The 13,946-nt window shown below is 64.6% G+C and carries 13 protein-coding genes; 10 read left to right on the top strand and 3 right to left on the bottom strand.

Features of this window, described 5'->3' with window-relative positions; translation table 11 throughout:
* Window positions 1–11 precede the first annotated feature (11 nt).
* Window positions 12–845: an intradiol ring-cleavage dioxygenase gene (locus tag ACEN9P_RS23300; protein ID WP_495620605.1), complete on the top strand. Its 834-nt coding sequence runs from the start codon at window positions 12–14 to the stop codon at window positions 843–845.
* Entirely contained in the window at window positions 842–1,918 is a 1,077-nt protein-coding gene (locus ACEN9P_RS23295; protein ID WP_495620604.1) for a maleylacetate reductase, read from the top strand. Before ACEN9P_RS23300 ends, ACEN9P_RS23295 begins: the two co-directional genes overlap by 4 nt.
* A gap of 18 nt (window positions 1,919–1,936) precedes the next feature.
* Here ACEN9P_RS23295 and ACEN9P_RS23290 read toward each other — a convergent pair whose 3' ends face one another.
* The gene (locus ACEN9P_RS23290; RefSeq protein WP_477664579.1) at window positions 1,937–2,539 is read right to left on the bottom strand and encodes a TetR/AcrR family transcriptional regulator; all 603 of its coding nucleotides are present in this window, start codon (window positions 2,537–2,539) and stop codon (window positions 1,937–1,939) included.
* Window positions 2,540–2,698: 159 nt separating this feature from the next.
* Between ACEN9P_RS23290 and ACEN9P_RS23285 the strand changes: the two genes are divergently transcribed.
* From ACEN9P_RS23285 to adeC, 3 genes are read left to right on the top strand one after another with little or no spacing between them, the layout of a single operon-like run.
* The gene (locus tag ACEN9P_RS23285; protein WP_477664578.1) at window positions 2,699–3,880 is read left to right on the top strand and encodes an efflux RND transporter periplasmic adaptor subunit; all 1,182 of its coding nucleotides are present in this window, start codon (window positions 2,699–2,701) and stop codon (window positions 3,878–3,880) included.
* Window positions 3,881–3,899: 19 nt separating this feature from the next.
* Window positions 3,900–7,064 carry an efflux RND transporter permease subunit gene (locus ACEN9P_RS23280; RefSeq protein WP_495620603.1) on the top strand — a complete coding sequence of 1,055 codons (3,165 nt, stop codon included), beginning with the start codon at window positions 3,900–3,902 and terminating at the stop codon, window positions 7,062–7,064.
* Window position 7,065: 1 nt separating this feature from the next.
* Window positions 7,066–8,511 (top strand): AdeC/AdeK/OprM family multidrug efflux complex outer membrane factor, encoded by a 1,446-nt coding sequence (gene adeC, locus ACEN9P_RS23275; RefSeq protein WP_495620602.1) that lies wholly within the window; start codon window positions 7,066–7,068, stop codon window positions 8,509–8,511.
* 21 nt (window positions 8,512–8,532) lie between these two features.
* On the opposite strand, the gene ACEN9P_RS23270 is transcribed toward adeC, so the two are convergent.
* Window positions 8,533–9,420: a helix-turn-helix transcriptional regulator gene (locus tag ACEN9P_RS23270; protein WP_477664575.1), complete on the bottom strand. Its 888-nt coding sequence runs from the start codon at window positions 9,418–9,420 to the stop codon at window positions 8,533–8,535.
* 102 nt (window positions 9,421–9,522) lie between these two features.
* Between ACEN9P_RS23270 and ACEN9P_RS23265 the strand changes: the two genes are divergently transcribed.
* Both ACEN9P_RS23265 and ACEN9P_RS23260 read left to right on the top strand, forming a co-directional pair.
* Complete coding sequence (locus tag ACEN9P_RS23265; RefSeq protein WP_495620601.1) at window positions 9,523–10,461, top strand: nuclear transport factor 2 family protein; 939 nt, start codon at window positions 9,523–9,525, stop codon at window positions 10,459–10,461.
* A 21-nt stretch (window positions 10,462–10,482) separates the two neighbouring features.
* The gene (locus ACEN9P_RS23260; protein ID WP_495620600.1) at window positions 10,483–10,857 is read left to right on the top strand and encodes an antibiotic biosynthesis monooxygenase family protein; all 375 of its coding nucleotides are present in this window, start codon (window positions 10,483–10,485) and stop codon (window positions 10,855–10,857) included.
* A 44-nt stretch (window positions 10,858–10,901) separates the two neighbouring features.
* Here the strand turns inward: ACEN9P_RS23260 and ACEN9P_RS23255 are convergent, their stop codons facing one another.
* Complete coding sequence (locus ACEN9P_RS23255; protein WP_495620599.1) at window positions 10,902–11,783, bottom strand: LysR family transcriptional regulator; 882 nt, start codon at window positions 11,781–11,783, stop codon at window positions 10,902–10,904.
* Window positions 11,784–11,896: 113 nt separating this feature from the next.
* Between ACEN9P_RS23255 and ACEN9P_RS23250 the strand changes: the two genes are divergently transcribed.
* The 3 genes from ACEN9P_RS23250 (at window position 11,897) to cysC (ending at window position 13,861) form a co-directional block, all read left to right on the top strand.
* Window positions 11,897–12,346, top strand: coding sequence for a VOC family protein (locus ACEN9P_RS23250; RefSeq protein ID WP_477664571.1), 450 nt, complete (start codon window positions 11,897–11,899; stop codon window positions 12,344–12,346).
* Between the two features lies 1 nt (window position 12,347).
* Window positions 12,348–12,950, top strand: a complete 603-nt coding sequence (locus ACEN9P_RS23245; RefSeq protein ID WP_495620598.1) for a flavin reductase family protein — start codon at window positions 12,348–12,350, stop codon at window positions 12,948–12,950.
* A gap of 233 nt (window positions 12,951–13,183) precedes the next feature.
* Window positions 13,184–13,861, top strand: coding sequence for an adenylyl-sulfate kinase (gene cysC, locus ACEN9P_RS23240; protein WP_477664569.1), 678 nt, complete (start codon window positions 13,184–13,186; stop codon window positions 13,859–13,861).
* Window positions 13,862–13,946 lie beyond the last annotated feature (85 nt).

Here is a 13,946-nt window from a genome sequence, read left to right as displayed (position 1 = left end):
GGAGAGCCACCATGCGCAATCTTGACCGCAACACCATCACCGAAGCCGTGCTCGCGCGCCATGCCGGGGCTTCGGACCCGCGCTTCAAACACATCATGACCAGCCTGGTGAAACACCTGCATGCCTTCGCGCGCGAGGTCGAGCTCACCGAGGAGGAGTGGTTCAAAGGCATTGAATTCTTCACGCGCTGCGGCCACATCACCGACGACAGGCGCCAGGAATTCATCCTGCTGTCCGACGTGCTGGGCCTGTCGATGCTGACGGTGGCCATCAACAACGACAAGCCCCAGGGCTGCACCGAAGCCACCGTGTTCGGCCCCTTCCATGTGGAGGGCGCGCCGCACTATGAACTTGGGGCGGACATCGCCAACGGCGCGCGCGGAATCCCCTGCCTGGTGCGCGGCACGGTGCGCGGTGCGGCAGGCGAACCCGTGCCGGGCGCCCATATCGATGTCTGGCAGTCCGACGAGGAGGGCCTGTATGACGTGCAGCATGTGGAGATCGACCATGCGCAGGCGCGCGGAACCTTCCATGCCGATGCACAGGGGGCTTACCACTTCCGTTCCATCCTGGCCGTGCCTTATGCCATACCGCATGACGGCCCGGTGGGCGACCTGCTCAAGGCTGCGGGCCGCCATCCGTGGCGGCCCGCCCACCTGCATTTCATGATTACGGCTGAGGGCTATGAAACCCTGATCACGCATGTCTTCCGCAGCGACGATGCCTACCTCGACTCGGACGCCGTGTTCGGCGTGCGCCAGTCCCTGGTCGCTGACTGGAAGTCCCAGCCCGACGGCAGCTACCTCGTTGAGTATGACTTTGTGCTCAACCCGGCCAGGCCATGAAGGAGTTCATCTACAACGGCCAACCCTCGCGCGTGGTGTTCGGCGCTGGCGCCCTGCAGCACCTGGAACGGGAAATCGAGTTGCTGGGCGCGCGCAAAGCGCTGGTGTTGTGCACACCCGAGCAGCAAAGCCAGGCGCGGATGGTGGCGGAACGCCTGGGGAGCCGGGCCGCCGGCATCTTCCCGAAAGCCGTGATGCATGTGCCGATGGAGACGGCACGCGAGGCGCGCGAAGAAGCGCGCCGGCTGGGTGCCGATTGCGCAATTGCCATTGGCGGCGGCTCCACCACAGGGCTGGGCAAGGCCATCGCGCTGGATTCAGGCCTGCCCATCCTGGCGATTCCCACCACCTATGCCGGCAGCGAGATGACGCCGATCTACGGTATCACCGAAGCCGGGTTGAAGAAGACCGGCAGGGAGTCGCGCGTGCTGCCGCGGACAGTCATCTACGACCCGGTGCTGACCCTGACGCTGCCCGTGGCACTGAGCGTGACCAGCGGCATGAATGCGATTGCCCATGCTGCCGAAGGCCTGTATGCGCAAGACAGCAACCCGGTGATGGACCTGATGGCCGAGGAGGGCATACGCGCCATTGCGCAGGCTTTACCCGGAATTTGCCGGAGTGCCGACGACATGGATGCGCGTGGCGAGGCGCTGTACGGCGCCTGGCTTTGCGGTATCGTGCTCGGCAACGTGGGCATGGCCCTGCATCACAAGTTGTGCCACACCCTGGGCGGCAGCTTTAACCTGCCGCACGCCGAGGTGCACACCGTCATATTGCCCCAGGCCATGGCCTTCAATGCCGGGGCCGCGCCCAGAGCCATGGCCCGTATCGCCCGCGCCCTGGGAGCGCCGGGCGGCCCCAGCGCGGCGGCGGGGCTGTTTGACCTGGCCCGCGACAACGGCGCGCCGGTGGCGCTCAAAGATATCGGCATGCAGGCCTCAGACCTGGACCATGCGGCCGATCTCGCGGTCCGCAACCCCTACTGGAACCCGCGCCCCATAGGCCAGGCACAGCGCGGCGACATACGCGAGCTGCTGCAGCGCGCGTATGAAGGCCTGCGGCCGGAATAACCGACCGCCGTCCGGTGTTCACAGGCCATACGCCTCCATAAACACCACCACCGCGCGATCCACCATCTGCTTGATCTGCTGGCGCGTGGGCGGCGGCGCAGCGTTCATCAGTATGCGGTGCTGGGTCTCGGACATCAACAGGGCCGTCAGGTGCATGGTCGCCACCAACGCGTCCTTTTTCTTGAGGCGGCCGCCGTCCATTTCGGACTGGATGAAGGCCGTCACGGTTTCCTCGCCGCGCTTGGGTCCCAGCTCGAAAAAACTGCGGCCTATGTCGGACTGGCCGGATTGCGCCACCACCATGCGGTAGGTGCCCGTGGCCTCCGGCGTGCAGACAAAGGACAGGAACTTCTCGCCGAAGCGGCGCAGCATGCGCGGCAGGTCGTCGCCGCCGGGCGTCAATTCATCGTAGGCCGGCCCCAGGTGGCGCGCGCCGGCATAGGCGGCGACTTCCAGAAACAGGTTTTGCTTGGACGGGAAGTAGCCGTACAGCGTGACCTTGGAGCCGCCCATGCGCGCGGCGATCTCGTCCATGGACGTGCGTTCGTAACCCATTTCCTGGAACACCTGCGAGGCGATTTCAAGGATGGATTCGCGCTTTGCCTCGGTTTTTACTCTCATGTCAACCCTTTTATTTTGAACTGATGAGTTCATTATCGCTTGACACCCCAAATGGGTCAATGTTTAAAATGTACTCACAAGTATGTTTAAGTGGTGATCCGACGGAATGGGTCGCCGAATCCCGATTGTCCAATTCCGCCTCATTCAAGGAGTTTGCCCATGTCTTCGATTCTTTCCCTGGCCCGCGGCGCCGCGGCGTTCACCTTGTTGCCGGTGCTGCTCGCCGCCTGCGGCGATCCGCCTCACGGCCCACCCGAGGCCTCGGGCCCGCCACAGGTCAGCGTGCAGGTGCTGCAGCCGCAGCGCTTCGCGCTCAACACCGAGCTGCCGGGCCGCACCGTGCCTTACCAGATTGCCGAAGTGCGTCCGCAAGTCACCGGACTGATCAAGACGCGCAATTTCGAGGAGGGCGGCCTAGTGAAAGCCGGCCAGGCGCTGTACCAGGTCGACCCGGCCAGCTACCAGGCCAGTTACGACAATGCCCGCGCCACGCTGGCCAGGAATGAAGCCAACCTGCGCGCGACCCGGCTCAAATCGCAGCGCTACAGCGAGCTGGTCGCCATCAAGGCGGTCAGCCAGCAGGACCAGGACGACGCCTCGGCCGCGCTGCAGCAGGCCGAGGCCGATGTGGCCGCGGCCAAGGCGGCACTGGAAAGCGCGCGCATCAACCTGGCTTACACGCGCGTCACGTCGCCGATCTCGGGGCGCATCGGCAAGTCGTCGGTGACGCCGGGCGCGCTGGTCACGGCCAACCAGTCGGCGCTGCTGTCGACGGTGCAGCAGCTGGACCCGATTTATGTGGATGTGACGCAATCGAGCAGCGCGGTGCTGCGGCTCAAGCATGCGCTGGCGCAGGGCGACCTGAAGCGCGGCGGCGCGGATGCCGCCGTCGTCAAGCTGCTGCTGGAAGACGGCAGCACCTACCCGCTGAACGGCAAGCTGCAGTTCTCCGATGTGACGGTCGACCAGGGGACAGGCGCGATCACCCTGCGCGCCGTGTTCCCCAACCCCAAGGCCGACCTGCTGCCCGGCATGTATGTGCGCGCCGTGGTGGAGGAGGGCGTGAGCGAGCAGGCCCTGCTGGTGCCGCAGCCGGCAGTCAGCCGCGACGCCACCGGAAAGCCGGTGGCCTTTGTGGTCGGTGCCGACGGCAAGCTTGAATCACGGGCCATCACCACCGAACGCGCCGTAGGCGACCAGTGGCTGGTGACCTCCGGACTGAAGGCCGGGGACCACCTGGTCGTTGAGGGGCAGCAGAAGGCTCGCCCGGGACAGGCCGTCAAGGTCGTGCCCCCGGCCGCGCCGGCCGTGGCTGCTGTCGCGCGCGTGGCGGCGAACTGAGTTCCAGGAGATTCACACCATGGCTCGTTTTTTTATCGACCGCCCCATCTTTGCCTGGGTACTCGCCATCATCGTGATGCTGGGCGGGGTGATGGCCATCAAAATCCTCCCGATCGCGCAATACCCGACCATCGCGCCGCCGGCCATCGCCATTTCGGCCAACTACCCGGGCGCATCGGCCAAGACGCTGGAAGACACGGTGACCCAGGTCATAGAGCAGAAGATGAAAGGCCTGGACCGGCTGGCCTACATCGCTTCCACCAGCGAATCGTCGGGTGGGGTCACCATCACGCTGACCTTCGAGAACGGCACCGATCCCGATACCGCCCAGGTGCAGGTGCAGAACAAGCTGGCGCTGGCCACGCCGCTGCTGCCGCAGGAAGTGCAGCAGCAAGGCGTGCAGGTCACCAAGTCGGCGAACAATTTCCTGAACGTGCTGGCGTTTGTGTCCAAGGACGGCAAGCTCACCGACGCCGACCTGTCGGACTATGTCGCGGCCAATGTGCAGGACGCGATCAGCCGTGTCGAGGGCGTGGGCGACACGACGCTGTTCGGTGCCTCCTATGCGATGCGCATCTGGCTGGACCCGAGCAAGCTCAACAGCTTCAAGCTGACCCCGCTGGACGTGAAAAACGCGATCCAGGCGCAAAACGCCCAGGTCTCCGCAGGCCAGCTCGGCGGCCTGCCGGCGGTCAAAAACCAGCAGCTCAACGCCACCATCACCGCGCAGACACGGCTCAAAACGGCCGCCGAGTTCGAGGCCATCCTGCTGCGCACGCAGGCCGACGGCTCCGCGGTGCGCTTGAGCGACGTCGCGCGCATCGAACTGGGCAGCGAGAGCTATGCCACCGTCGGCCGCTTCAACGGCAAGCCCGCCGCCGGCCTGGCCATCAAGCTGGCGACCGGCGCCAACGCCCTGGACACGGTGCGCGGCATCGACGCGAAGATAGAGGAGCTCGGCAAGTTCTTCCCGCCCGGCGTGGAGGTGATCAAGCCCTACGACACCACGCCTTTTGTGCGCATCTCGATCGAGGAAGTGGTCAAGACGCTGGTCGAGGCCATCGTACTGGTCTTTGTCGTGATGTACCTCTTTTTGCAGAACTTCCGCGCGACGCTGATCCCGACGATTGCGGTGCCGGTGGTGCTGCTGGGGACTTTCGGTGTGCTGGCGGCTTTCGGTTATTCGCTGAACACCCTGACCATGCTGGCCATGGTCCTGGCCATCGGTTTGCTGGTCGACGACGCCATCGTGGTGGTGGAGAACGTCGAACGCGTCATGAGCGAAGAAGGGCTCTCGCCGCTGGAGGCCACGCGAAAATCCATGGGGCAGATCACCGGCGCCCTGGTGGGCGTGGCATTGGTGCTGGCGGCCGTGTTTGTGCCCATGGCCTTTTTCGGCGGCTCGACCGGCGTGATCTACCGCCAGTTCACGGTCACCATTGTCTCGGCCATGACGCTGTCGGTGCTGGTGGCTTTTGTCCTCACGCCGGCGCTGTGCGCCACGCTGCTCAAGCCCGTGGAAAAAGGCCATGCGCTGGCCACCACCGGTTTCTTCGGCGCGTTCAACCGCCTGTTCGACCGCGGCAACCAGCGCTACCAGGGCGTGGTTCGCCACATGCTGGGCCGCGGCTGGCGCTATATGGCGGGCTACGCGGTGCTTGGGCTGGTGGTGGGCTTTGTGTTCGCCAAGATTCCCGCCGGTTTCCTGCCGGACGAAGACCAGGGCTCGCTGTTTGCGCTGGTGCAGCTGCCGCCCGGCGCCACGCAGGACCGCACGCTGAAGGTGATCGAACAGGTCGAGCAGCACTTCCTGGTGGACCAGAAGGACGCGGTCGATTCGATCTTCACGGTGGCCGGCTTCAGCTTCGCCGGCAGCGGGCAGAACGCGGGCTTCGCCTTCGTCAAGCTCAAGCCCTGGAGCGAACGCACGCGCCCCGAGCTGAGCGCGGCGGCGGTGGCCAACAAGGCGATAGGCCACTTCCAGGCGCTGCGCGACGCGACGGTATTCGCTTTCGCGCCGCCCGCGGTGTCCGAGCTCGGCAACGCCAGCGGCTTTGACCTGATGCTGCAGGACCGCGCCAACCTCGGCCACGACGCGCTGATGCAGGCCCGCAACCAGCTGCTGGATGCGCTGATGAAAGAAAAAGGCCTGGTCGCCGTGCGGCCCAACGGCATGGAGGACACGCCCGAGTTCCGGCTTGACATCGACGAGCACAAGGTCGGCGCGCTGGGCCTCTCCATGTCCGACGTCAACAACACCTTCTCGGCCGCCTGGGGCAGCAGCTACGTCAACGATTTCATCGACAAGGGGCGCGTGAAAAAAGTGTTCCTGCAGGCCGATGCGCCGTTTCGCATGCTGCCGGGCGACATCGACAACTGGTTTGTGCGCAACGCCGGCGGCGCGATGGTGCCCTTCAGCGCCTTCGCCAAGGCCGGCTGGACCTCGGGCTCCCCGCGGCTGGAGCGCTACAACGGCGTGCCCTCGGTCGAAATTCTCGGGATGGCCATGCCCGGCGCGATGTCCAGCGGGCAGGCGCTGGACCTGGTGGAGCGCCACGCGGCCAAGCTGCCCGCCGGCATCGGCTTTGAGTGGACCGGCATCTCGCGCCAGGAGCGCGAAGCCGGCGGCCAGGCCATGCTGCTGTACGCGGTGTCCATCCTGGTGGTGTTCCTGTGCCTGGCGGCGCTGTACGAGAGCTGGTCCATCCCGTTCTCGGTGATCCTGGTGGTGCCGCTGGGTGTGCTGGGCACGCTGCTGGGCGCGCTGCTGAGCTGGAAGATGAATGACGTCTATTTCCAGGTCGGCTTGCTGACGACCGTGGGCCTGGCCTCGAAGAACGCGATCCTGATCGTCGAGTTCGCCAAGGACCTGCACGCCCAGGGCATGAGCCTGGTCGAGGCTGCCCTCACCGCGGCGCGCATGCGCTTGCGGCCCATCCTGATGACCTCGCTGGCCTTCATCCTGGGCGTGCTGCCGCTGATGCTGGGCAAGGGCGCCGGGGCCGGCGCGCAGAACGCGCTGGGCACCGCCGTGGTCGGCGGCATGGTCTCGGGCACGGTGCTGGCCATCTTTTTTGTGCCGCTGTTCTTTGTGGTCGTGCGCCGCCTTTTCGACAGGCGGCCCAAAGCCGCAGCCGCGCAGCCGCTGGCGCATCCCGAAACCCCCTTGCTGGAAGGACGCTGACATGACCCGCCTGACTTTGATCACCCTGGCCTGCGCGGCCGCCCTGGGCGGCTGCAGCCTGATGCCCACTTATGAACGGCCGGCGCTGCCGGTGCCCGACGCCTACCCGGTGGCCGCTTCGGCATCCGCCCCGGCCTCTTCGATGGAGACCGCCGATATCGGCTGGCGCGAGTTTTTCGCCGACGACCGCCTGCGCCGGGTGCTGGCGCTGGCGCTGGCCAACAACCGCGACCTGCGCGTGGCCGTGCTCAGCATCGAGAAGGCGCGCGCGCAATACCGTGTGCAGGACGCCGCCCTCTACCCGGGCGTCAATGCCACGGCCAGCCAGAGCGCCACCCGCACTGCCGACAAGCTGCGGCAGCCGGGCAACCCCGAGATCAGCCGCCAGTACAGCGCCAACCTGGGCGTCAGCGCCTACGAGCTCGATGTGTTCGGCCGCGTGCGCAGTTTGAGCGCGCAGGCGCTGGAGCAGTTTTTCGCGACCGAGGCGGCACGCCGCAGCACCCACATCAGCCTGGTGGCCGAAGTGGCGAACGCCTACCTGACCCTGGGCGCCGACCAGGAGCGGCTGGCCCTGGCGCGGGACACGCTCAAAAGCCAGGACGAGTCCTACCGGCTCAACCAGCGCAGCTTCGAGGTCGGCGTGCTGACGGCGCTGGCGCTGCGGCAGGCGCAGACCAGTGTGGACACCGCGCGCGTCGACGTGGCGCGCTACACCGCGCAGGTGGCGCAGGACCGCAATGCGCTGGCCTTGCTGGTGGGCTCGCCGGTGCCGGACGAACTGCTGCCCGCCAAGCTGTCCGATTCGCTCAACGCGTTGCCCGAGCTGCCGGCCGGCCTGCCATCGGCGCTGCTGCAGCGCCGGCCCGACATCCTGCAGGCCGAGCACCAGCTGAAGTCGGCCAACGCGAACATCGGCGCGGCGCGGGCGGCTTTTTACCCGCGCATCAGCCTGACCGCCTCGGCCGGCTCGTCCAGCACCGACCTGGACGGCCTGTTCAAGAGCGGTTCGGGCACCTGGAGCTTTTTGCCGCAGATATCGTTGCCGATTTTTGATGGCGGGGCCAACCGCGCCAACCTGGATATCGCGAAGATCAGCCGCGACATCAACGTCGCCCAGTACGAAAAAGCGATACAGACCGCGTTTCGCGAGGTGTCGGACGCGCTGGCCCAGCGCGGCACGCTGGGTGACCAGCTGGAGGCGCAGCAGTCCCTGGTGGATGCCACGGCCGAGAGCAACACGCTGTCGCGCGCGCGTTTTGCGCAGGGCGTCGACAGCTACCTCGCGGTACTCGATTCCCAGCGCTCGCTCTACAGCGCGCAGCAAAACCTGATAGGCACACGGCTCTCGCGAATGGCCAACCTGGTCACCCTGTACAAGGTACTGGGCGGCGGCTGGTCGGAAGAGAGCGCCGGCAAGCTGGCGGCGGCCGGGCAGGGCGGCTGAGGCCCGGCGCCTGGAAGACGCTCAGGAAGCGCGATGGCCGCTGCGGAATGCCACCGGCGTGGCCAGTGCGATGCGCTTGAAGAACTTGACGAAATTGGTGGGCTCGGTAAAGCCCAGCTCATGCGCTATCTCCGCGATGCTCGCCGGGCTGTGAACCAGCAGGCGCTTGGCCTCCAGTGCAATGCGCTGGTCGATCACCTCCTTGGCGGTCCGGCCGGCGGCCGCCACGCAGGCGCGTGACAGGGTGCTTTCCGAAAACCCTATCCGCCCGGCCATGTCGAGCACGCTGGGGCGTGTCCTGAAGTGCGACTCCAGCTCGCGGCAGAACAGCTGATACACCCTTGCTTCCCGCGCCGCCTCGGGTGTGCCGGCCTGGCCGCGCAGCACGCGGGCCAGCCGCAAAAGCATGGCCAGGACCTCGTGCCGGATGAGGGCGGCATAACCCAGGCTGCCGTCGAAACGGTCGATGTCGGCCCTGAGCCTGCTGCTGTCGGCCATGGCTTCAATAAACAGGTCCCGGCCAGGCGTGGAAACGCTGGGCCATTGGTCCAGGGCGAGCAACTCCTTGTCCATGGCCGACATGTCCATCGCGGGGGCCAGGGCCTGCGCCGAGATCAAGGTGAGCTGTCCCTGCAGTTCATCGGCCATATGCCATTGCTGCACCTGGCCCGGCCGCACCAGAAGCACCGAGCCGGGCTGCAGGCCATGTTCAATGAAATCGACCATGTGCCGCGCGCGGCCCGCCTGAACCAGCAGCAGGTGGTGGAAATCGACACGCTGCGGTGTCGAGAGCAGGCGTGCGCTGGCGCGTTGCCTGAGCTCATGCAGCGTCATCGCCTCCACGCCCACCTTGGCCAGCCGGGGATTGTTGAAATGGATCTCGGGAATGCGGGGTGCGCTGGCTTTCATGACTTGGGAGTCTAGGGTGGATTTCCTGGGAAATCCTGGTTTTGACCATTAATTGGGGCGATTCAATCTTTTCGACTGCACCCAAGATGAACAAAATCACCCATGACGAACCGGCAAGGCCTCAAGCCACCACCGATTTTTTCCATCAGCACCTGCCAGGATTTCACCATGACCATCGTTAGCGCGTTTCGCTGGGCCGCAGCGGCATTGGCCATCACCGGCCTTGCCGCCTGCGCTGGCAGGCCATCCCTTCACGCATCCAAGGAGAGCCCATCCGTGAGCCCGCAAAAACAGCAAGTCGTCGCCTTGCTCAAAGCCATAGAAACCGGCGACGCCGCTCCAGTGGCTGTGATCAACCCGAACAAATACATCCAGCACAACCTGTCCGCCGCCGACGGCCTGGCCGGCTTCGGGGCGCTGCTGCAGGCCCTGCCCAAGGGCTCGGCCAAGGCGAACACCGTGCGTGTGTTCCAGGACGGTGACCTGGTTTTTGCCCATACCGAATACAACTTCTTCGGGCCGAAGATCGGCTTCGATATCTTCCGCTTCGAGGACGGCAAGATCGTCGAGCACTGGGACAACCTGCAGGAAACGCCGGCCAAGGCCAACCCCAGCGGCCACACCATGGTCGACGGGCCTGCGCAGCCCACGGACCTGGACAAGACCGGCGCGAACAAGGCGCTCGTGAAGTCCTTTGTCGAGGACATCCTCGTCAACGGCCGCATGGACAAGCTTGCCGCTTATTACGACGGGGACAACTATGTTCAGCACAACCCGCAGATCGCGGACGGCCTGTCCGGCCTCGGCCAGGCGCTGCAGGCCATGGCCAAGGCCGGCGTCACGATGAAGTACGACCGCATCCACCGCGTGCTCGGCGAGGGCAATTTCGTGCTGGTAGCCAGCGAAGGCAGCTTTGCCGGGAAGCCGAGCAGCTTCTACGACCTGTTCCGTGTGCAGAACGGCAAGATCGCCGAACACTGGGACACCATAGAAACCATTCCACCGCGCGCCGAATGGAAGAACGCGAACGGCAAATTCTGATCTCGGCAAGGGAGAACTTCAATGGACATCTCGAAGTGGCTTTATGGCGGCATCATGGCCTGCACGTTCGCGATGCAGGCCGGTGCTGCCGGCGCTGCTGCACCCGCGGCCAAGGTCATCGAAGTCGTGACCTTCAAACTCAAGCCCGGTGTCACGGCGGCGCAGTTCAGGCTTGTCGACCAGGAGGTCGAGGCGCAGCATGTGTCAAAACAGCCCGGCTTTGTCTCGCGCGAGAGCGCAGCGGGTGAAGACGGTGAATGGCTGGTGATCGTGCACTGGCGTTCCGCCGCAGACGCGAACGCCTCCATGGCCAGCTTTGAGAAAGCACCGGCCGCGGCCAGATTCATGGCCAGCCTGGACGCATCGACGATGCGGATGCGGCGATTTGAAAAGTGACCTGGTTCCCGCGGGGCCCGGGCAATCCGCCATTGCGCATGGGATCAACCGGCGCCGGCTGCCGGAATGGCCTCTCTCAGGTGTTTTTCCAGGGACATGACCACCGGCTGCCGCGAACCCAGTCCTTTGCGCAGGATGCCGATCTCGCGGTAAAAAGTCTTGTCGCCCAGGTCAATCGCGCGCACGCCCGGCGGCAAGGGCAGGTAGGCGTCAACCATGGGCACCAGCGCGACCCCCAGGCCTTCGGCGACCAGCTTCATGAGGCCCGCGATCTCGTCGAGTTCGATGGCGTCCTGCACGCTGAGCTTGTTGTCGCGCAGGAAGCGTGTCACCAGGCGCCCGCCGAAAGAGGTGCGCTCATAGCGCAAAAAGGGCTGGGTTTCAAGCAGCATGCGCCAGTCCCGGCCTTTGCTGTCTTTGGGGGCCAGCAGCTTGAAGGGCTCGCGCATCAAGGGCTGCCAGCTCATCTCGGGCAGGATGCCGAAGGGCGGCCGGATCATGACGGCCGCGTCGATCTCGGCGCTGTCGAGCTGGTCCATCAGCTTCATCGAAACACCCGGGATGATGTTGACGAGCAGCCTGGGATGGTCTTTGCGCAGCGCCGCCAGCGCGCGCGGCAACACCGAGGACTGCACCGAGGCAATGGCGCCTATGCGCAAGGTGGCGGCGAGTTCCTCGTCGCCGCCCGCATCGCCTAATCTGGCGTACAGCGCCACGATGTCTTCGGCGCGCGCGAGCACCCTGGCGCCGGCTTCGTTGAGCACGGCGGAACGCCGCGTGCGGTCAAAAAGCGCGAAGCCCAGCGATTCTTCGAGCCGCTGGATCTGGCTGCTCACGGCGGACTGGGTCAGGCCGATCTGCTCGCCGGCCGCGGAAAAGCCGCCGTAACGCACGACCGCGATCAGGGTTTTCAGCTCGGTGATCATCGGGGAGGGCCTTAATTCATCGAAATTATTGATTCTCAGTTTGAATATATATCGTTTTTCAAACTCCATGAATCACCCTAAAGTAGAGCCTCCACGATTCCACAAGGCTCCCGATGACCGCACACAACACCACAGCACCCGCCAAAGTCCTGCCTCCCTTCCACCTGGCATTCCCCGTCCATGACCTGGCCGTGGCGCGCCAGTTTTATGGTGAGCTGCTGGGCTGCTCCGAAGGCCGCAGCTCCAATGAATGGGTGGACTTCAATTTCTACGGCCACCAGATCGTGGCCCATCTGGCGCCCGAAGAATGCGGCCATCGCCAGACCAGCGCGGTGGACGGCCACAACGTTCCGGTCCGCCATTTCGGCGCGATTTTGTCCCTGCCCGAGTGGGATGCGCTGGCGGCGCGCCTGAAGGCGGCCGGCACCAAGTTTGTGATCGAGCCCTATGTGCGTTTCAAGGGCGAACCGGGCGAGCAGGCCACCATGTTTTTCCTGGACCCGTCCGGCAACGCCATCGAGTTCAAGGCCTTTGCCAGCCTGGACAACCTGTTTGCCAAGTGACATGAGCCATTTCAGGGAGGTCGCGCTCCAGCACGCGAGCCGGCTGATCAACCACGGCCCCACGGTGCTGGTGACCAGCGCGCACGGCAAGGCGCGCAATGTGATGGCGGCCGCCTGGTCCATGCCGGTGGAATTCGTGCCGCCGCGTATTTCCGTGGTGATCGACAAGAAGACCTATACGCGTGAACTCATCATGGCCAGCGGCGGTTTCGGCATCTGCATTCCGGGCAGCACCCTGGCCGCCTTGACGCATGCGGTGGGCAGCGAATCGGGCCGCGATATCGACAAATTCGCCCACTACGGCCTGAAAGCCCGCAGCGGCCCTGTCCTGGGCGTTCCCTTGCTGGAAGAGGGCTGCGCGGCCTGGCTGGAATGCCGGCTGATCCCCGAGCCGCACACCGAAGACGCGTATGACACCTGTTTCGCGGAGGTGGTCGCCGCGGCCGCCGATGAGCGTGTGTTCCAGCAGGGGCACTGGCGTTTTGGCGATGACAACCGCGAGCTGCAGACCATCCACCACCTGGGCGGCGGTAATTTTGTCAGGTCGGGCGGGATGTTTTATGCGGGTGACGCCGCGGCGGCGCAGCCTCCAGGCTCGCAATGAACATGGGCGCGTGAATCGGAACTTGGCCTTCAGCACGAAGGTAATATTTCCCATAACGCCCATATAGACGAAGGTAGTATTGACTAATCGTCCCCGCAGAGTATCTTGTGCTTTGCCTTTGGTGACCTTTGCGCGCTTCTGTCTGATATTGACCCGCCGATATTGCGCTCGCGCAATATCCAGATTGGCGGATGAACGTATTCAAGCGAGGAACTCTCAGCATGAGAACGTCTATGCGTATGTTCGATGTGGCGAAGGACTCCGCGACTGACATTGCCGCAGCGGCCGTAAAGCCTTCAGAACAGGGCCGCAGCGTGCCTGGCACAGATGTTTTCTACCATGCCGGCACGGTCACCGAGCAATGCAGGCAAGCCTTGCTCGGGCACGCCCCGGCCACAGTCTGGTTGACCGGATTGAGCGGTGCAGGAAAGTCCACACTCGCGTACGCATTGGAAGCCATGCTGCTGGATCTCGCCCACCCTTGCTTCGTTCTGGACGGGGACAACCTCCGCCATGGGCTGAGCAAAGACCTGGGATTCTCTGCACCAGACCGGCGTGAAAATATTCGGCGCACGGCCGAAGTCGCGCACATGATGAATGAAGCCGGATTGATCGTGATCACAGCCTTGATTTCGCCATTCCGGGACGACCGGAAAATGGCGCGAGCCATCATCGGCGATGCGCGATTTGTTGAAGTCCATGTCAGTACGCTGGCAACCGTCTGTGAACAGCGCGACCCGAAAGGTCTGTATGTGCGGGCGCGCGCCGGACAGCTTGCGGAATTTACCGGAATCTCGTCTCCCTACGAAACGCCGCTCATACCTGATTTGGTGCTCGACACCGACGCATTGCCTTTGAAAGATTCGACCCAGACCTTGCTCGACCTTGTTGCGCAGCGCTGCTTTAAATGAGCCGCAGCACAAAGCGGGCCCATGATCGACGGGTCGAAAGTTTCTCTGGCCATTTTTCGCTGAATATTTCAGCTTACTCAAGGTA

Source organism: Polaromonas sp. Polasp52, assembly GCF_059491565.1.
Note: the sequence above shows the minus strand (reverse complement) of the source record. Positions and strands in the feature narration are given on the sequence as shown.